Source organism: Metabacillus niabensis, assembly GCF_020524345.1.
GTDB lineage: Bacteria > Bacillota > Bacilli > Bacillales > Bacillaceae > Metabacillus > Metabacillus niabensis_B.
In genome coordinates this window covers 206,472-225,389 of record NZ_JAIVLH010000005.1, presented here as the reverse complement: position 1 = coordinate 225,389, position 18,918 = coordinate 206,472, and the positions used below count along the sequence as shown (strand labels likewise).

Below are 18,918 nucleotides of genomic sequence, written 5' to 3'. Positions count from 1 at the left end.
ATGAACAAGGAGACAGTTGTGTGATTGAACAGAATATCAAACAAAGCAAAGCGATCTATTGGGCTTCAGGAATCGTATCTGTCTGTGGAATCATTTTTGAAGTATTATTTGGTGCAGCTGGCTCTTACTTACTTGGTGATGGTGTAAAACAATACACCCTCACCATTTCTCTTTTTCTAACAGGCATGGGCATCGGTGCTTCCATTAGCGAGAAAGTAACAAAGAATTTAATCTTGTCATTTGTATGGATTGAATATCTAATCGGGATTATTGGCGGACTTTCAACATTCTTATTATTTGGAGTTTCTGCTTTTCTGGAATCAGGAATGGATGCGTTCTTTCTTTACTCCATTACGTTAATTGTAGGTGCACTAACTGGAGTGGAGCTTCCGATCTTAATTAGAAAAGCAAATGAGATTGGGGTCACTCTCCAAAAAAGCACTGCAAGGGTGCTGTTTTCCGATTATGCCGGGGGCCTGATCGGCGGGTTACTTTTCGTGTACTTTCTAAGACCGGAATTTGGGCTAGTAAAAACAGCTTTTCTTGTAGCCATTATTAATGTTGCCATTGCCCTGTGGATTTTAGTTTATTTTAAAAAGGAAATAAAAACGTTCAAACGTCATTTATCAGCAGGTATTGTGATCTTCCTAATCCTTATTGGTGGTATTTTCTTTGGGGAAGAAACAGCTTTTACATTTGAACAAAAGCTATATAGAGATCCAATTATTTATACGGAACAAACTGATTATCAACAAATCATATTGACGAAGGAACAAGGAGATTTACGGTTATTTCTCGACGGGCAGCTTCAATTTAGTTCGAGCGATGAATACCGATATCACGAAACTCTCGTCCACCCTGCGATGAGTACAGCCAACAGAAGAGAAAACATTCTCATCCTTGGCGGTGGTGATGGTTTAGCTCTAAGAGAGTTACAAAAATATGATGAAGTAAAGTCTATGACTTTAGTTGACCTGGATCCAAGCGTCGTGGAGTTAGGGAAAACAAATCGGGATGTTGTTACCTTAAATCAAAAAGCATTTGAGGATAAACGTGTTCAAGTCAAAAACGAAGATGCCTTTCAATTTTTAAAACAAAATCAAGGCAGCCTCTATGATGTGATATTAATTGACTTGCCAGATCCAAATAATGAATCCTTAAATAAGTTATACACTCTTGAATTTTACCAGCTGGTACGCAATCGTCTGGCACCGGGTGGTTCAATTATGATTCAAGCAACAAGTCCAACCTTTGCAACAGAAGTATATTGGTCTATTAACAAAACCGTACAAGCTGCAAACCTTTATACAGAAAACCTCCACGTGGATGTACCAAGCTTTGGTGATTGGGGCTTTGTTTTAGCGAAAAGAGAAGAAGTCGACTTGAACAAAGCTAACATAAATGTTGAAACGAAATTTTTAACAAATGAAGTATTAGGCGGCTTAACTTCTTTCGGCAAGGACATTGATCAGGAGATTTTAGATAAAAAGGGAAATCTACTTCCAATTGACACGAATACCTTAACAAGGCCTACTATTATTGAGAAGTATGAGAAAGCTTGGAGAAGTTATTAGGTATGTACTCTTTCATACTATTTCTTTTAGAGTGTGAAGACAGGAAAAAACACAGTTCAGAAACACTTCTGAACTGTGTTTTCATTTTTTTATTTTAAAATTCCGGCAAAGAATCAAGATTGTTTTCTTTGTTTCCATCTGGTTCACTTCTTAAGATATCGCGGCCGTATTTATGAAACACATCTACATGAGCGAGTTTGCCTTCCTTCGCTTCTGAAAGTGCCTGAACGTAATCCAACTGTCTGCCTGACTCTGTTTGAAAAGCAATTAAATCCCCATCATCATTCCTTTTCACTGCAATGATTCTCTCTTGATTCGGGCTCATCCCCTCAATAATTTCTGCTTGAATTTCATCTTGATTCGCTTGATTTTTGTACTGGTTAAATGCTTGTTCGAAACGATCCATTTTTATCACCTCATGATTTGTATGTCCAATTGAAGTGATTTTATTCAATAAGGCTATCATCGACACTCTACATGCAAAGGATAGCTAATAACAAATTTAATTGCCAATATAAATTTTCTTTATTTTTCTAATTCCTTTAAATCTAAGCTTTCTGTATAAGGCTTAATAAGTTCATCAAATTTCTCAAGCTTTTTGCTAAAACTATACAATACAACTAACGCACTTGATAAAGGTCTTGCTTCTGTATGTACTATTTTTTCTTTTTGATAAGTCAAATAAAAAACATCAAATGTTTGATTTTCCTCAGCTAAATTAATAGCTCCTTCTTTCTCATATTTTAGAGACCAATTAAATATTTATTTAATAAAATTCTCCAGAGATATTATTAATAAGCTATGTTTTTTTTAGTCAGTTCACCGGTACTTAAATCTAGTTCAAAATGCCACGAATATCTACCGTATGAATCCGAAATACTCCCTTCGCATACGACCGTAATTCTATCTTGAACTGTTGATAAGTATAAAAATTTATAGTCTCTAGGTGCGTAGTTCTCAAACTTTATTCCACCTTCAAGATTATATCCAATAACACGATCTCTCGAGTTTTGCCCATTTTCTAAAACAATAACAATCTCTTTTTCTAAGAATATTTTAGCATGGATAACACAATTACAGTTTAATCTAACTGACTTTCCTTCCAAATCCCAACTTACAGCACCTTTTACTTTGTCACATAAAAAAATTCTGTTTCCCTCAAATGAATAATAATATATTATGTCCTCAGAAAATTCTTCTCCACAAACAATATATACATATCTATTCTCTTTTTCGACGTTTACAAATTTAATATTAGAAATTTGAAGTTCTACTTTTTTACTATTGTATTCCCATGTAACATTATTTGAGTCGAATATATAATCTACACTACCCAATATTTTTACCTCCTTATTTATTTTCACTTACTGATATTACTCCCAGACAATTCTATTTAACAACATTTCCATCCAGTTAGTGCGTTAGGAAATTATTATAAAATCAGCTATTACGTTATACTTTTTGTTATTTACATAAAGAAATATTTACTTAGTAAAAAAAGTTAACCATTTAATATAATCATTAACTCTCAATATAGTTATCTATTAGTTTATTTTCCTAATAATTACATATACATTATTGATATCTTTACTTCCCCACTTTTCATATCAGTATATGACGTTACTTCGCCCCACTCTTTTTTTAAAATTAAAGAAGTTGGTGTTTTCTCAGAAGGTGCACCCAAATTTTTTTATAGCCATTCATCATGTAATTCTCTCTTCTTTTTTACTTTGTGATTAGACCAATTTGAATATGATTATTGCAGGCTGGAATCTGAATTTTCGAGTATAATCCTTGATACATTATTTTGAGTAAAGATAACCCAAATATAAAAGCACATTGATTCAATTTCAATAGCATCTTTAAATTCAAAAACATCTTGATCTTCATTTTTATCTTCTAGATATTTTTCATATTTGTTTATAAATACTTTTTTATCTAAGGTCCTGTATATGGTATCGTTTAGTATTTTAATATCTCCTGTATATTGATCCATATTTCTTCACTCCAATTATTCACTAAATCTAGCTTTCCAATCTTTTTATGCAAATAATCCAGTCTATCTGCATATTTTCCACGTTGAGGTTGATTAATTTTAACATTCTTTGGTGCCTGCTAAACCGCATTTCCCTCCTGCAACCCATTCACAAAATAAGCACCACCACCAACAGCCAACAATCCAAGCGCCTGGGCAAGACTATTCTGCTGCTGTTCAACCGTTAACTCATTCCCAAACATATCTTTGTTACAAGTAATTTTATCTCTAGCTCTAGAGTATTTTATAAAAATTAAAACAAAAACTGCCCTATATATTTTTATAGACCAGTTAATTTCTTATATCTCTTATAATTTAATTTTTAAGACCTATTAATTTTATAGCTTCCGGATTAATAGGCTTCTTTTCCTCTATTAGCTTAACATTACTTTTTGGTACCCAACCAAGCCAGGTATCGCGATCTACTCTTGGAAGGTTTATCTTTCTTCCTCTAACAGTGTCTAAATTTTTGTGTTCTCAACTAGATCAGTAATTGCTTTTACATTCAGATGGAGTCTACTATTAAATTTATTATATAATTTGAAACTTAATTATTAAAATAGCTTTATGTTATTAATGGTACAATTTTGATTCACATATGTTTTTTTATCATAAACGTATTACGGATTCTCAATCAATTATTACCTAATATAAGGCTCAATATCTTCTATTATTTCTACTTCGTCCATTAATACGTATTTTGAATAGAGATATTTATCTGTTCTTTTAAATCCAAATCTTACTGCCAACTCAGTGTTTGAAGTGTCAAGTAATATTTTATCATTCTTACCTTGAGAAATAGGAAATTTTTCACCGTTATAAATAGCGTAAGAATAAATATTAAACAACTTGTCAATCTCATCTAATAAGACTGATTTAATAAAAACATTTTCTGGGTACTCTTTAAAGCCAATCCTCTTATCTGTTGGATTGTTACTTACTAATTCAACATAGTCACCTTCTATTTTAGTAAATCTATATTCACAATTCTTATATGAAAGCATATTTTCCTTTTCGAATCATAATTTTTCTCCTTATTTAACTGGAATAAAATTTCCTATCCTTTCATCGAAGATACCTACAATTTTTTCTTCTCCATTCACCACTTTGTACAATTCAGCACCATCTACAGGAAGAAACCTACCATTAAATTTAAATTCAGGGACAGTTCGACCATTTCTAGATCCAGTAAAACCGTTAAGAGTACAAGGAGGACCGTCTTCATTTCCTCAAAGGATACCTTTTACCTTTATAAGCAGCATATATTGACATCACTTCACTTGCTTTAATTGGTAGGTATTAACTTTTGAAAAGAACTTTTAACAAAAAGACTATCATCTACACTCTTCATGTAAATGATAGCCTCATAACAAATTAATTACCTAAATAAATTTTCTTCATTTTTTCTAATTCCTTTAATTCTAAGCTTTCTGTATAAGACTTAAAAAGTTCATCAAATTTTTCAAGCTTTATACTGAAATTATACAATACAACTAACGCACTTGATAAAGGTCTAGCTTCTGTTATCATCATTTTTTCTTTTTGATGAGTCAAATAAAAAACGTCAGCTGTTTGATTTTCTTCAATTAAATTAATTGCCCCTTCTTTCTCATGTTCTAGAGAAAAGTAGAGTTCGTTTATATTTTTTTGAAGAATTTTTTTACCATCTAAAAGATTTTTTTCTACTATCCTTAATTCACTTTTAACATGATTATCACCTTTAATTTTCTCAAATTTCCCTTTTACAGTAATATATAATGCTAAAAATGCAGTTTCTTTTATGGAAAAATCCCCTAGTTTATAGTCTTTATTTCTTTGTATTTCGTATAGGTCCCATATTAGAGAGCCATTAGAGTTCTCTAATTTAATTCCAGCATCAAGATTTGCACTTCCGTCATTATTTTTGGGATATACATAAATTATTGTATCCCCACTTAATTTGTCCTTCTTAATATGATAATTATCTAATTTATCTAATAAATCATTATAGTTCATAATTTTATCCACCTTTTTTAACGGATACAAACTCAATTAACTCAAGTTCTTCTAACTCTTCCATTGAATAAGCCTTACCGTTACTATGGTATTTAATAAATTGAGTTCCACCACCAGGTCTATCGAACCAAGGAGCTATTTTTCCGCCAGTAACTTCAAAGTCTTCAAGTACTCTATAGATATAATAATCTGCCTCATCACTATGAAGTGCTAAGGCTCTTTGCTCGTAAGGAATTCCTTCTGGCGAAAAGAAACCACCACCTGGCGCGCCAAATCTATCAATAAGCATTCCTTTTTTGAGTTCTGTAGGCATAGGTTCCCCATCAAACCCATCATTAGGTGGCCAATTTATATTACCTGATTCCTGATCATAATATTTCGGATTGTCATAAACTTCCTTATACTTTATATATTTCTCTTCTTTTGGTGGATAAGCCCATTTAGATAACTTTTCTCTATCAGCCTGTGTTATTTCTACTATTTTTTCTGCATTCTCTATAGGTACTTCATCAAGCACTCTACTTCCATCCTGCAACCTATTCACATAATAAGCCCCACCACCAACAGCTAACAATCCAAGCGCCTGAGCCAGACTATTCTCCTGCTGTTCAAGCGTTAACTCATTCCCAAACATATCCTTACCAGTAATATACTCACTAAACCCATTAGCAGAGACAAGTCCGTAAATTCCCATTTCGGCCATTTCGAGGTTCGAGAAGGTTTTGGATGTGCGGTAGACGTCAAGAGCACGATCTGCAGCGTTCATGCCTTTGGCGGTTTTGTAGATAGCACTTCCGCCTTTGAAGATTCTTCCCGCCCAGCCGACAACTGGGATGAAGCCAGCTGTTGCCATAGCACCGGCAGCAACTCGTTGCCCTGCTGTTAATTTTTCGCCAGTGACAGGGTCAACTCCTTCTGAGGCACGTAAATAATCATAATACCCTGTGATTTCTCCTGTAAAGGTTTTGACTCCATCCCATGCTTTTTCATACCATGGTCGGTTTTCGAGTTCTTCGGCTTTTTTGAGTTCTTCTCTAAATTTTTCTTGTTCTTCTTTGAAGGTGAGGTATTCGTTTGCGTATTGTTCAACTTCGTCTGTTAGTTGATAGGCTTCGCTTGCTTTGTAGGCTTGTGAGTCGAAATTGATTGGATGGATTGTGTTTCCTTGGGCCGTTGCCTCCAACAATTGTTGAAAGAGGGCTGCTATATGGTACTCGGCACTTTCTGATACCATATATTCTTCTTTCAATTGCTGATCTAGTGTATCTACGGCTTTAACAGTATCTTCCCGCTTCTTTTTTGCATCAGACATAGCCGTATCAAATTGATCTGTTGAAAAAGCGTCTAGGGAGACAATATCATCAATATCTCTAAAGATTTTCTTGAGGTCCTCCTGCTGACTTTCTACCATTGCGATATGGTTTGATGCCTGGATAGAAAGATCTGTCTCAAGAAAGTTTACGTCCACAATGGTGTCACCTGATAAATTAGATTCATCAATTGAACCTGATACACCATTAAAGAAAGCGATTTGCATGTCGATAAAACGAAGCAAGGCTTCTACCACATCAACTTGTGCTTGGTAAAAGCCTTTAATGGCATCTGCTCCCTTTCCTGTTAGGTTATCATCGAGCTGGACGATATCTGTAAATTCCATTTTAAGCTTATCAAGCTTTTCTCTTAAATCTTTATAGACTGTTGCGCGATCCTCCATTGTCTCAATTAACGTTTTTGATTCAAGTACTTTCACGTTTGCCATCTGCCCTTTCCATTAGTTTCTCGTAATGGCTTCATCCTGATCTTTCAATGAACGTACATTTGCTTTTGTATCTTCAATGTTTTTCCCGACAATTTGAACATAATCATTGATGAACTGATGAATTCTTTCTTCTCTCTCCAGAAAATAAGTGGTGAAATCCAAGAGATTTCTTCCGATGTCACCAGAGGCAGGGACTGTAAGTTTAACGGATGATAGGGCTGAATCTGCCTCATTAAGCTCCTTTGTTACGGCTTCGTAATTTAATTTGATTGTAACCATTAGAATAACCGCCTTTTCAAATCACTTATACGGTCGGAAAGCTCATCAATGGCGTCCTCCCCCATGTTCACTAAATCTCCTGCCTCATGTGCTAATGCACTAGCAGTATTTAAGGCCATTCTCTCTAATTCCAGGACATTGATTTTACTTTCAATTGTATATTGATAGCTATTATAGCTGTACTGCCCAATGTTTTTCATGATGGTATATGCTTGCTCTCTTTCCTCATCAAATTCCTCAGAACGTTTACCTGTCCAGTCTTTACCTAGGTCTGGCTGTTTAATTTTCTCTATTTCTTGCAATAGAATGGATTGTTCGCTACTAATCTCACTTTTGGCTTTTTGGAGTCGTTCGATTTTTTCATTTACATCATTTGATCGAGACGAAATTGTGTTTTGAATTGAGTATAACGTGCTTGATAAACTCATAACGTTCACCTCACTAGCTATTTTTAACAAATTTTTGCTTTGTAGATTTGTTCCAAAACATAATGACTGTGATAAGTGATATGAAACAGATCACAACGAGTACCCAAATGAAAAGGGATAAAGGCTTTGTAGAGGAAGCTGTTTCTTCCCCTACTGTTTGCCCCTGGGATACCTTTTCTGTTGAAGAAAATAAGTGTAAATTTTCTGCTTTTGTTTTAATTGTATTTAAATTTTTTGCGTTTTCATTAAATAACGAGGAAACAATTTTCGTATCATTAGACGATTTTTCACCTTCAAATGTTAATCCTTTTTGCTCTTCAGGTATATTTGTGCGCTGTTGATTTTGTTGTTTGTCTAATAGTAAATCTTTATTAATTTTCACATTTTCTTTTTGATAGTCGTTTGGAACAAGCTCATCAATATTCGTTTCTGCTATTACAGTTTGATCTTGTAATAGCAGAAAGCTGGCGACAAAGAATAAAAACGAAATCAACATTATCCAATGCTTACGCATCATATGTTTCCGATCCTTTATCAACTGAAACAATTTCAGATCTTCCAATAAAGTATTGCAGTGCTCCTAGTCCTAACAGAATACAGCAAAGTGCAATCATTGCTTGGGTAAACAGTGATTCAGTTCCATACTGGATACTCATGTACACCTTTGACATCGGATCTTGGAAGCTGAAGTTTGGTGTTGTCAGGGCAAGCAATGGTGTCACATAGAAAATAACCATCCCCACAGTAATAAATGTTCCGACAAGCTGGTGAACCGCAAATCCGACTCTTACTAAGGCAGAACCAGCCATTAATAGGAAGATCGTAAACACAGTCCATTCCACTGCACTTTCTTCTCGTAATGGATATATTTCAAGTCCAAATAGGCTAATGACAAATCCAACAATTAGATTCAATAGTACAAATACAATCGCCTGAATCCATAATGGTGGTTGTTTGAAATAATAGCTTATGTATCCTATTAATAAGCTGGATACTAAAACTATAAACAAGACAACAACCGGTGGGATATTTTTAACTGTTGTACTTTCTGTTTGTTCTGGAACATCTCCACTTATTTTTAATGGATTTGTTAAAAAGTCATACACATAACCATTTGATTGGCCATCAACAAACGCATTTCCCAGTACACTAAATACGTCGTCACGAATAAGCTCAGTTGATGCCACATTTGTTGCCCATTTTTGATTTAGCTTATCCGCATCTGCCTGAACATCATTAATTCTTCCTTGTAATTCACTCGTGTAATCAACAATACCCCCTTGACTTTCTTGAACTGAATCCAGCCAAGTGTGGATAGAATCCATTTGATTGCTAATTTGTTCTGAACCTAAAACCATTTGTTGTCCTTCAACAGTTGAAGTAGGAGTTGATGTTGAAAGCATTTTTTCAGGTTGTTGAATTTGTTCAAGAACCGTTTGTGCTTCCTGTTGAATAGCATCTAAGCTTTCCATAAGCTTCGCTTGATTGTCATCAACAGCTTTTCGGTATTCAACCATAAAGACTGTGAAGTTATCTTCAATTGTCGTTAAAGCATCTTGCGTTGTTGGGATTTCTTCTCTCATGACATCCCAGTTTCCTTGCTCTTCTTCTGTAACATTAACAATTTCAATAGCTGCATTCTGTAAGTCTTCATTAGCGAGTATTTCTGTTTTGACTAAGTCCTCATTAACCATTCTTTGTATTGTAGCGTAATAACGTTCTAAGTAAGAATAGTAAAACATCATATCTAGTAGATCTTTACTAATTATTTTTATTTCAAAAAACTTTTCTAAATCGGCTTTCCTAGATGGCGATAGACCTTCAAATTCTAATATCTCTCTTTCCTTTTCGTCTATCTTTTCTTTTATATCTTTTACTTTTGTTTCATAATAATTATTTTGTTTTTGTAATTCATCATTCTCACTTTTTACATTTTCTAACTCAGTATCTAATGACTCTATTTGAGCTGTAGTTTCTGCAAGTGTAGTATTTAATTCATCCACTTTTAATTGAAGTGGATTTTCAGCATTCTCTTTTTCAGTTAAATTTGAGCTAAGTTCGGCTAAATCCTTTTCTATTCCTTCTAACTTTATAAGTGCTTCGTCTAACTTCTCTTTAGTTAAACTTTCAAATACTCCTAGGTCTTCTCTGAGATTTGACATTAATTCTGATATACCAGCAATTTTTTCCTTTTCATTTTGCAAATCAACATACTTTTCTTTAGGCTGATCATCTGGAAAATCAGCTGTGTTATCTTGTTCATTGTTAGCCTCTATATTAGATGTATTGTTTTCATTATGTTCTATACCAGATGGTGAATTTTTAGTAACACTTTCAGAATCTATCGTGGGAGGTTCTACTGAACCTTCTTCATTTGAAGGAACAGACAGCTTTTCACTATATTTTTCTAAATTACCTTTAATTTGTTCTAATTCTTGTGTTGTACCTGTTAGATCCTTATAAAAATCAAGTATTTTATTCTGATAAGCATAAATATCACTAATTTGTCTTGCAACCTGGCTGTACCTTTGTTCCTCAAGCTGTGTAAAAAGCTGCTGTGACTGAGTCATGCGAGTGTTTAACTGCTGCATGCTTTCTACAACGGAACTTCCTTCGTCCTCAAAGAGTCGAATGGATTGCACAAATAAAGGCTGTTGATTATTGGTTGCTTCACTTACTGTTTGAATCGCTTGTGATTGAATTTCCGATAAGATTTTCTGCTGATTATCCTGGTATTCTTTATACGTCTCAACATATTCTACAAAGCTGGATAAGCTTTTTTCATATGTCTCCAGCATTGATTTCTGGTCAGGTGTTTCGCTTCCAGCTTGCTCAATTGAGGATTGGAGACTAGCAAGCATCACCTTTTGTTCTTCAATTTGTCCTGCTAAGTCTTTTGAGCTGGGCTTGTAGAATGCTGTCATTGCTTCCTGAAAAGCAATTTCTTTTTGAAGAATTTCATCAAATTCAGCACGAACATTTTCTAAATCGGCTGAAACATAATTCCAGTATAGAGTTGAGATTTTTTGATTCACTTTTTTCGTTGCTTTCTCAAGCTCTAGTAATACTTTTTCTTTATTGACTGCATTTAGCTGACTTTGAACTTTGTATTCAAAGTTTGTTTTCACAGGGTTACTTTCATCATAAGACATAACGTTTTCAGAGAAGTTTGATGGTAAATAGACAACAGCATCGTATTTCTGACTTAGCAGACCATTTTCACCGGCACTTCTACCGACAACTGTCCATTCAAAATTTGAGTTTTCTCCTAAAATGCTTGCAACATTTTCACCAAGCTGAATTTTTTCTCCTTCTTCTTCTACACCTGTATCTTCGTTAATAATCGCGATCGATTGCGCTGCACTTGCTTTTTCAACCTTGAACGGGTTATCACCGATTGCGCGAAAGAAAAGAAGGGGTGTAATGACGATTAATGTTATCGCGACTAGTAGTTTAATAATAGTTGATGTTTGCTTCATACTTATATTTGCACCTTCCGTTCTACATGAACAAGCGGAATTTGAATGCTTTGTTCTTTTCCATTTTCAACATAATAGCCGTAGCCCGGTTGAATTTCCGGTTCCTTCCGGTCATATGTAAGAGTGAACATCGTTTGTTCTGATTTTTTCATTAACACGACTGCTTGACGAATTTGTTTTATTTCAAGTGTTAGTGGATCATATCCTTTTGTTAATTCATTGTTGCTGCCGGATACAATGATGTTAAAGCCTAAATGGCTGTAATTTTTCATCAATCGAACAAGTTTATCTTGCAGGGGATTATCAAGCTTTTGCAGGAAATTTGCGTATCCATCCACAATGAGTAACACAGGCTGATTAGCCTTCAATGGTTTTCCTTGTTGAATCAATCGCTGGTAATTGGCTTCTCTATCTACCATTGCTTTTTCAATCGCTTCAATCCAGGATGCTACGTGATCCTTACCTTCCAAGTAAACGAGTCTGTCATCTCCAATATAAGCAGATAAACCTCGATCAATGGAATCAAAGATTGCAACATGTTCCAATTGTTGCTCCAATGCAGTATGAATAAATGTCTTTAATGTATTTGTTTTACCTTTTTGCGCTTGACCGAGTACAAGACAGTGCTTAGACCTAGTAAGGTTGACATAAACGGGCTTAACTGTTTCCTCATGTAAACCTATTGGTAGTAAGCCCTCTTTTCCTTCTATATAAGCAGCAAAATTGGCCATCGTTAGTTCAGTCGGAAGCATCGGTACAGGAGCAGGTTTCTCAACATGAATATAATCATCTTTTAGATACTGCACTAATTTCTTCACGTTTTCCATCTGCTCAAAATCATCTTTTCCTTCAACTGGAAGATATACTTGCGAAAAGAATGCTTCATCCTTCTTCACGATTGCTCTTCCCGATATTGATTCAGGAGCAAATGGTAATCGTCCCAACATTGTGTAAGCTTCTGTTTGGTCCATTAGGTAATGGACAATTTTTGTTTGTAAGTTATTCATCAACGATTGACGAACAGAGTTAATTCGTGTTGCTGTCAGCATGATATAAATACCTAATGATTGCCCATCACGTGCAAAAGTATTCAGTTGCTGCTCCAGATCAAGCATTTCTTCCTTGACGAGGTCAAAATTATCAACAACTAAGTAAATGAGCGGAAGTTGCTCTTCACTTAGGGCATTGTACATTTTAATTGAGCTTACCTCTTTCTTTTGGAAGAGCTTCTTCCTGCTTGCCACTTCGTCTTTTAGAATTTTCATGAATTTCTCAATTTTTCGCACCTGATCCAACAGAAAATAATCTGCTGTATGCGGGAGCTGCCTTAAAGGTAATAACCCACCATTTCCAAAGTCCATTAAATAAAAATGAACTTCTTTTGGAGTAAATGCTTTTGCCATACCTAGCAGTAATGTTTGCATTGTACTTGTCTTACCATAACCAGCGGAACCGAATATCCCGATGTTTCCATCTTCTAATACGTTATATGAATAATCAGATTGGCTTTGTTTTTCCGGTTCATCAATGCGAGCAAACATAATACTCTCTTTATCTCTTGGTTCCTTTTGCTTGACTGGGTATAGTCGAGCTGGCAGTGGCGGCAACCAAGGACTTTGTAATTTTTTCAGCTCTAATTTTTCTTGTAACTCGTTTATTTTTGAAACAATAACGGCAATTTCACTTAGAACTTCTTTTTGCTTATGATCTTGAACCGTTACCTCGGAAAGCGGAATTAATCCAAGGTCTGTAACAATCGCGATTTCATCCTCGATATCAAGAGATTCTTCCTCATGATATGGTGCTCCACTCCATGCAGATTGAAATAGTTCATATACTTCGTTGTTTCCAACCTGCAAATATCCACGACCTGTTTGTGTAATAGAAGCTGCATCACCATTCTTTAGAATCTCCCGGCTATCCTCTGTATTCTGAACCTTTAATGCAACTCTGAAACGTGCATTACTCCAAATCTGGTTATCAATAACACCACCAGGCTTTTGGGTAGCAAGAATAAGATGGACACCCAAGCTTCTTCCTATACGTGCAGCACTGACTAATTCCTTAATAAAATCAGGTTCTTCGGCTTTCAGTTCGGCAAATTCATCAGAGATTAAAAACAGGTGTGGCAATGCCAGTTCTGCTTTTCCACTTTTATAAAGTCTTGTGTAATCATTAATATGTGTCACACTATGTTGGTCAAATAAGCGCTGACGTCTTTTTAGCTCACTTTTAATAGAAGCAAGGGCCCGCATACTGAAGTTTTTACTTCCTTCAATATTCGTAATGGTCCCAAGAAGATGCGGCATATTTTTAAACGGTTGTGCCATTCCACCACCCTTGTAATCGATAAGAAGAAAGGCTACTTCATGTGGATGAAAATGGACAGCAAGTGACAATATATATGTTTGTAAGAACTCACTTTTCCCTGAACCTGTTGTCCCTGCTAATAGCCCATGTGGTCCATGTGCTTTCTCATGGAGGTTCAAATCAACGGTTTCTGCTTTTCCTTTTAATCCAACTGGAACACCTAATGATTTCGATGACTCTCTTGTTAGCCAATTTTGTTCAATTGGAAGCTGATCAACATTTTTCACATTCATCATTTCCAAAAAGGAAACAGAGTCCGGAATCGAGTTTGTCATCCCTGTTTGATGATCAAGCGTTCGCAGCATCCTTGCATACATTTCATTATCAGATCTATTGTGATCATCCAATACAAATGGAATTTTAACTGCTTTTTTCTGTTGAATTAATATATCTCCTTGTTCATCATTGATATAACGAATAAGTGTGTGAATATTATCTGATAAGCTTTCCTTTGCTTCTGCTGCAAAAATAACCGAAATCCCTAGATGCTGATGATTTCCTTCCAGATACTCTAATATGACATGATCAGAAATTAGCTGTTGGTTTGTAACAATAAACACATAATGTGGAGAAAATCTTATTTTCTCTTTTTCTTCTTCAAGATCCCTCTCTCTTACCATTTCGTAAAGAGAAGATAATAACTGATCCCTTGTTTTTTCATTATAGATAAATCCTTTGGCATGGGATCCTGCCAATTGAAAATGTGGCAGCCACTTCATCCACTCCCATTCCTTGTATTCTTGTTCATCAAAGATAAACACAAACCTTAGGTCATGGTAGCTATGAAAAAAGGCCATTTGACCAACTAGTTGATGTAGCTCATTCTTTAATACACGGTCTTTCCCGATTAATCCAATTGCTCCCTCAGATAAATTGGCTGTAATCGGTAGGTCCGAAAGGTTTTTGTATGCTCTTTCTAGTTTTTGGGATTCTTCGAGCAACTCATCCATTTCACGATTGGACATATCTGAAGCAGAAGAAGAAATCGTGTAGCTCGCTTGAACTGTTCCTGTCCCAAGACGAAATTGGAGAAAGTCAGGACTTTCCATCGTTCTTTCCCATAGCCTATCTGACAGTTGAGTTGTTAAATATTTCATTCTTTCAAATGCAGGAAAATGGAATTCAAGCACGTCTTTTTGCTTATCAGCAAGTTGCTGAAGCTCTTGTCTTTTCGAATGTAAATAGTTCGAATAAATTCGTTTACGACGTTCCTTTGATTTTTTCTGATTTCCTCTATCTTTAAAGTATTGGACCGTTGAAGTCACAAGCGTCGTCATAAACATCACTAATGAAACAATGATGAAAATGCCTCTTGGTATTAAAAATGCGACAAGTCCCATGACGATCAGCATCACAAGTGGAGGCAAAATAATTAACCACAAGCTCCGATTTGACCCTTGAGAATCTTGTGTTGGAAAAGATAGCTGTACCTTCTCATCCGGCAAATCATATACCATACGAGGTGTTCTTCGATAGGCCGGATATTTTTTTCTCATTTCTGATAAAGGGATAATTGCCTCAGGTAACCTTGTTTGATAGGTTTCCGGACTTTCGATTTGAATAAAATCCTCTTCAAGTAAGGTTATTTTCATCGATGCCCACATGATTATATCGCCAGTTTCTAATAAACTTGGTATCTCAATTTTTTGACCATTTTTAAATAACTCACCATTTAGACTTGATAGCTGAAATCCATTTGATTGCTGTATAAGAGAAAAAGAAGTTTCAAGATCATATTTCTTATAAAAGCTTGTGCTTTGATTAAAGGTAGAAAAAGATACTTCTTTTAAATGTCCCACATAGTAGGTTTTTCTTTTCAAAGATGATGCAAAGTAAATTCTAAGTTTCTCTCCAGCGTCATTGATTAAATAATCCTTTTTATGTTCCAATTTCGTCTCAAACTGATCCACATCATTTCTCAACAAATATTGACCATCTTGAGACCTTACAAAAAAAGTATTTGATATACTCGGAATGGTAACTGTATGCTCTTTGCTTGGACCAATTGTTATATGTTGTTTTGGACCTTTATTTAGTTGAACTTCCTGGTATGTATGCTTCGTAAAAACCCAAAGCGTCGCCATATAATCACCACCTGTTATTTCATTCATTAGACAATTCTATTACTCCGTTTTTGTTTGCTCTTGTGTGCTTTCTTGTTTTGTCTGTGTTGGCTGCTTTGTATTTTGTTCAGTCTGTTCAGTTTCAGAGCTTAGAGTTTCTTCTTCAACTGAATTCGATACAGGCTGATCTTGTTCTTCATCTGCAAGTTCCGCCTCTTCTGCTTCTTGCTGATATTCCTTTATTTCGTTTTCTATGTCAGCTAATGCTTGCTCTCTTTCCTCTCGATCTAAACTATCATCTGACTTTAATTGTTCTTTATGCTTTAATAATCCAAATAAGATAAGGTCGCGATCCTCCAGAAATCTTGCAATATCAAGTGCATCTTCAGCTTCACCACGGCCAATTCGAATCCAATATTCATAATATTGAGGATCAGTTTGTAAAGTAATGGTGTTACGAACCGTTTCTTTCTGATCTTCTGTTAATGATTCATTCACAATATACGATAAGGACAGTTGGTATTGAGTCACCTTTGGCATTTCTCCAATGCTATACGGCTGAAGTTCTGTTACAACCTCACTAAAGTTATTTCTCAAAAACATTTCCTGTGCTTGAATAAAGCTAGCTTGCTTTGGTTGCAATGAAAATAATGAATACAAACTGTACATAAAGGCCGGAATAAACAATAAAGTAATTCCAATTAACACATATCGATTTAGCTTCCATGTTTTCTTATTAACAGTCATTTTAAGTGATTTTTCATGGTTAACTCTTTGAATTTCATCATCGATTATGTCAAGTAAGTCTTGGTATTCCTTTGCTTCCATGATTTTTTTCACTAATGATGAAAGCTTTAGTGTTTGAGAAAACTGGACGTATTGATCGAATGTATACGTTGTATCCACAGCAGAAGCAACAGTAGCCTTTACCTCCTGAAGAAATTTTTCTTCAGTATATTCATAAGGAGGTAGACTTTCTTTTACTCCATAATGAAGAAAATAAGTATGTAGCCCTTGGTCCACAACGATATTTTCAGGACACACAACAAGATGGATTCTCGAAAGGTTGTGACTCATCACTGACTGCACGATTTTATAGGCAAGAACAAATCGCTCTTTCTCATCTAATCGTTTCAATTGGGAAAGGAGAAAAGAATAGGTATTAGGGAGTTTGTATTTGATGGTGAGCTCATCGTCCTTCATCACTATGTCCTTTGCAATCGTAGGATTTAATTCAGTTAGAAAGGAGATTTCTGCAGGATTATCTAATTTCACTTTTTCCTTCTGAAAAGTGAATGTCATGTTCCGCTCTTTACGAGTGATAATAGCTTCCAGTTGCTTTGTTAGATATGAGGTATGATTGTTTTCTGTTGACATGCCTAATTCTCCTTTATAAGATTTCAATTCTGTCTCCTGTTCGTATTCCTGCATCAAGAAGTCGTTCTGCGCCTTGAATTACCATTTGTTTATTAACTACTCTTACCCATGCACCTTGTCTTGGCGGCTCAGTCAAACTTTTTGCTTGCCAGACAATATCGATTAATTTTTTGACAGAATGATAATTAGATAATCTGATATCAAAGCTTTCTTGTTGGTAGTTTTTTAGGTCAATTGTGATTTCTATGTACATTCACGTGTCACCTCATAAGGAAGGAGCGCGTCCGTTAAAGAGCGCCCCTGCTTTTTTCTTAGGAAATTTCGTCTATGAGCTATATAACGTGCTCGTTGACATCCAGCTCCGAAGCACAGGATGTGCAAGTGCAGTTGTTGCGACAGGACGTCGCGTTCTTAGACTGCCAGTGCCTAGAGCCCCTCGAGGTCATAAGCCACAAACGAATTGAAGACAAAGAGCACGTCTTCTATTCGCTTGCGTCTTATGCTTGTCGGGGCTAAACAAGGCACTTCCGCTTTTGTTTCATTATCCTCTAATTTGACTAGCAATTTGCTGATCAGCGTCTTCAAGTGCTTTAGATGTGCTGTTAAGCTGAGTTGAGATGTCCTCAAGCAGTTGTTGCATTTGGATGAATGATGGTCTTAAAGACTGATATTGTTCACTGAATGCTCTGCTTGATTCACCTTCCCACATACCTTCAAGCTCACGGATCATTGTATCAAGACGAGAAACTTGCTCTCCTACTTGGCTGCTTTCACTAGAGTAACGGTTGGCCATGCTCACTAACTCTGCAGGGGTAACACGAATAATTCCAGACATTTACTTCCTCTCCTTAACTAGTTTATATTTCGGTATTCATCTATTTAAATTGTGAGTACCCAAAAATCAATTGGATAGAAAAACATATCCTGTAAATTTCTACTATATACCAATATCATATCTACCCGGATAAATACAGGTTTAAACCAAAATGTAAATAAAAAGGAAACTTTTATCCTAATATTTTCAAAGTCTACGGTAATATTTTCACAATTTCCTTCTGATAAAACCAGGCATTTAGATTCATCATTTGATATTAAAAATAGGTATTCCTGCATAGCGGTTTTTACAATAAAAAAAGAAGACTAGATCCTCTTTCATCTGGTCTTCCGCTGTAAAACACAACTTTTATCCTTCTACATCAATCATTACAATCTATTAATGATTCACAAAGCTTTTATAGGCTTTACGTTGTTTATAACATTCAATGCTCCCTAAAAACTCATTTACTTCAAGTTCCATTTTTTCTAAATCCCTTCGTGTAACAACAGGATCTTCCCGATTCCACCGTACAGTTCTAATAAAATAGTAATTCTTTATAGGAGAAAACACTACTTTAGAATGAGGAAATTCTTCGAACATAAACTCAATTTGACCTCTTCTTTTATAGGAATGGTGAATGATTTTCATATAAAATCAATCTTTCTCATAGAGTTGGACAATTTTTATTAGCTCCTTTAACTGATTAATTTGTAGTATGGTACCCCAATTAAGATGTGTCAAT

At 35.3% G+C, this 18,918-nt stretch carries 19 protein-coding genes; 1 reads left to right on the top strand and 18 read right to left on the bottom strand.

Features of this window, described 5'->3' with window-relative positions; genetic code table 11:
• The first annotated feature begins 20 nt into the window (after positions 1-20).
• The gene (locus LC095_RS08715; RefSeq protein WP_226527792.1) at positions 21-1,574 is read left to right on the top strand and encodes a polyamine aminopropyltransferase; all 1,554 of its coding nucleotides are present in this window, start codon (positions 21-23) and stop codon (positions 1,572-1,574) included.
• A 94-nt stretch (positions 1,575-1,668) separates the two neighbouring features.
• Here the strand turns inward: LC095_RS08715 and LC095_RS08710 are convergent, their stop codons facing one another.
• From LC095_RS08710 to LC095_RS08630, 18 genes are all read right to left on the bottom strand, one after another.
• The gene (locus LC095_RS08710) at positions 1,669-1,980 is read right to left on the bottom strand and encodes a DUF3892 domain-containing protein (protein WP_226527791.1); all 312 of its coding nucleotides are present in this window, start codon (positions 1,978-1,980) and stop codon (positions 1,669-1,671) included.
• A gap of 119 nt (positions 1,981-2,099) precedes the next feature.
• Positions 2,100-2,255 carry a hypothetical protein gene (locus tag LC095_RS08705; protein WP_169908421.1) on the bottom strand — a complete coding sequence of 52 codons (156 nt, stop codon included), beginning with the start codon at positions 2,253-2,255 and terminating at the stop codon, positions 2,100-2,102.
• A 110-nt stretch (positions 2,256-2,365) separates the two neighbouring features.
• Complete coding sequence (locus LC095_RS08700; protein WP_226527789.1) at positions 2,366-2,911, bottom strand: hypothetical protein; 546 nt, start codon at positions 2,909-2,911, stop codon at positions 2,366-2,368.
• Positions 2,912-3,330: 419 nt separating this feature from the next.
• Positions 3,331-3,570, bottom strand: coding sequence for a hypothetical protein (locus LC095_RS08695; RefSeq protein ID WP_226527787.1), 240 nt, complete (start codon positions 3,568-3,570; stop codon positions 3,331-3,333).
• A 119-nt stretch (positions 3,571-3,689) separates the two neighbouring features.
• Positions 3,690-3,812, bottom strand: a complete 123-nt coding sequence (locus LC095_RS26770) for a hypothetical protein (RefSeq protein WP_264195967.1) — start codon at positions 3,810-3,812, stop codon at positions 3,690-3,692.
• Between the two features lie 438 nt (positions 3,813-4,250).
• Positions 4,251-4,613, bottom strand: coding sequence for a hypothetical protein (locus LC095_RS08690; RefSeq protein ID WP_226527786.1), 363 nt, complete (start codon positions 4,611-4,613; stop codon positions 4,251-4,253).
• Positions 4,614-4,983: 370 nt separating this feature from the next.
• Positions 4,984-5,604, bottom strand: coding sequence for a hypothetical protein (locus LC095_RS08685; RefSeq protein ID WP_226527784.1), 621 nt, complete (start codon positions 5,602-5,604; stop codon positions 4,984-4,986).
• A 4-nt stretch (positions 5,605-5,608) separates the two neighbouring features.
• Positions 5,609-7,363, bottom strand: coding sequence for a T7SS effector LXG polymorphic toxin (locus tag LC095_RS08680; RefSeq protein WP_226527783.1), 1,755 nt, complete (start codon positions 7,361-7,363; stop codon positions 5,609-5,611).
• A 12-nt stretch (positions 7,364-7,375) separates the two neighbouring features.
• Positions 7,376-7,642 (bottom strand): YwqI/YxiC family protein, encoded by a 267-nt coding sequence (locus LC095_RS08675; RefSeq protein ID WP_226527782.1) that lies wholly within the window; start codon positions 7,640-7,642, stop codon positions 7,376-7,378.
• Positions 7,642-8,070 carry a DUF5082 family protein gene (locus LC095_RS08670; protein WP_078434671.1) on the bottom strand — a complete coding sequence of 143 codons (429 nt, stop codon included), beginning with the start codon at positions 8,068-8,070 and terminating at the stop codon, positions 7,642-7,644. Before LC095_RS08670 ends, LC095_RS08675 begins: the two co-directional genes overlap by 1 nt.
• Before the next feature lie 13 nt (positions 8,071-8,083).
• Complete coding sequence (gene essA / locus LC095_RS08665; RefSeq protein WP_226527781.1) at positions 8,084-8,587, bottom strand: type VII secretion protein EssA; 504 nt, start codon at positions 8,585-8,587, stop codon at positions 8,084-8,086.
• Positions 8,577-11,549, bottom strand: coding sequence for a type VII secretion protein EsaA (esaA, locus tag LC095_RS08660; RefSeq protein WP_226527780.1), 2,973 nt, complete (start codon positions 11,547-11,549; stop codon positions 8,577-8,579). The genes essA and esaA overlap by 11 nt, the downstream gene beginning before the upstream one ends.
• 2 nt (positions 11,550-11,551) lie before the next feature.
• Positions 11,552-16,003 (bottom strand): type VII secretion protein EssC, encoded by a 4,452-nt coding sequence (gene essC / locus LC095_RS08655; RefSeq protein WP_226527779.1) that lies wholly within the window; start codon positions 16,001-16,003, stop codon positions 11,552-11,554.
• A gap of 39 nt (positions 16,004-16,042) precedes the next feature.
• The gene (essB, locus tag LC095_RS08650; protein ID WP_226527778.1) at positions 16,043-17,359 is read right to left on the bottom strand and encodes a type VII secretion protein EssB; all 1,317 of its coding nucleotides are present in this window, start codon (positions 17,357-17,359) and stop codon (positions 16,043-16,045) included.
• 13 nt (positions 17,360-17,372) lie between these two features.
• Positions 17,373-17,612 carry an EsaB/YukD family protein gene (locus tag LC095_RS08645; RefSeq protein ID WP_226527777.1) on the bottom strand — a complete coding sequence of 80 codons (240 nt, stop codon included), beginning with the start codon at positions 17,610-17,612 and terminating at the stop codon, positions 17,373-17,375.
• Positions 17,613-17,900: 288 nt separating this feature from the next.
• Positions 17,901-18,194, bottom strand: coding sequence for a WXG100 family type VII secretion target (locus LC095_RS08640; protein WP_026562742.1), 294 nt, complete (start codon positions 18,192-18,194; stop codon positions 17,901-17,903).
• 44 nt (positions 18,195-18,238) lie between these two features.
• Entirely contained in the window at positions 18,239-18,472 is a 234-nt protein-coding gene (locus tag LC095_RS08635) for a hypothetical protein (protein WP_226527775.1), read from the bottom strand.
• A gap of 100 nt (positions 18,473-18,572) precedes the next feature.
• Positions 18,573-18,776, bottom strand: coding sequence for a hypothetical protein (locus LC095_RS08630; RefSeq protein ID WP_413467473.1), 204 nt, complete (start codon positions 18,774-18,776; stop codon positions 18,573-18,575).
• Positions 18,777-18,918 lie beyond the last annotated feature (142 nt).

Bases quoted from the DNA above. Each gene is read 5' to 3' on its own strand.
- LC095_RS08635 (WP_226527775.1), bottom strand. From the start codon at position 18,472: ATGCAGGAATACCTATTTTTAATATCAAATGATGAATCTAAATGCCTG.
- LC095_RS08680 (WP_226527783.1), bottom strand. From the start codon at position 7,363: ATGGCAAACGTGAAAGTACTTGAATCAAAAACGTTAATTGAGACAATG.
- LC095_RS08630 (WP_413467473.1), bottom strand. From the start codon at position 18,776: ATGTTCGAAGAATTTCCTCATTCTAAAGTAGTGTTTTCTCCTATAAAG.
- LC095_RS08685 (WP_226527784.1), bottom strand. From the start codon at position 5,604: ATGAACTATAATGATTTATTAGATAAATTAGATAATTATCATATTAAG.
- essC (WP_226527779.1), bottom strand. From the start codon at position 16,003: ATGGCGACGCTTTGGGTTTTTACGAAGCATACATACCAGGAAGTTCAA.
- LC095_RS08675 (WP_226527782.1), bottom strand. From the start codon at position 7,642: ATGGTTACAATCAAATTAAATTACGAAGCCGTAACAAAGGAGCTTAAT.
- LC095_RS08695 (WP_226527787.1), bottom strand. From the start codon at position 3,570: ATGGATCAATATACAGGAGATATTAAAATACTAAACGATACCATATAC.
- LC095_RS08670 (WP_078434671.1), bottom strand. From the start codon at position 8,070: ATGAGTTTATCAAGCACGTTATACTCAATTCAAAACACAATTTCGTCT.
- essB (WP_226527778.1), bottom strand. From the start codon at position 17,359: ATGTCAACAGAAAACAATCATACCTCATATCTAACAAAGCAACTGGAA.
- LC095_RS08645 (WP_226527777.1), bottom strand. From the start codon at position 17,612: ATGTACATAGAAATCACAATTGACCTAAAAAACTACCAACAAGAAAGC.
- esaA (WP_226527780.1), bottom strand. From the start codon at position 11,549: ATGAAGCAAACATCAACTATTATTAAACTACTAGTCGCGATAACATTA.
- LC095_RS08640 (WP_026562742.1), bottom strand. From the start codon at position 18,194: ATGTCTGGAATTATTCGTGTTACCCCTGCAGAGTTAGTGAGCATGGCC.
- essA (WP_226527781.1), bottom strand. From the start codon at position 8,587: ATGATGCGTAAGCATTGGATAATGTTGATTTCGTTTTTATTCTTTGTC.
- LC095_RS26770 (WP_264195967.1), bottom strand. From the start codon at position 3,812: ATGTTTGGGAATGAGTTAACGGTTGAACAGCAGCAGAATAGTCTTGCC.
- LC095_RS08710 (WP_226527791.1), bottom strand. From the start codon at position 1,980: ATGGATCGTTTCGAACAAGCATTTAACCAGTACAAAAATCAAGCGAAT.
- LC095_RS08690 (WP_226527786.1), bottom strand. From the start codon at position 4,613: ATGCTTTCATATAAGAATTGTGAATATAGATTTACTAAAATAGAAGGT.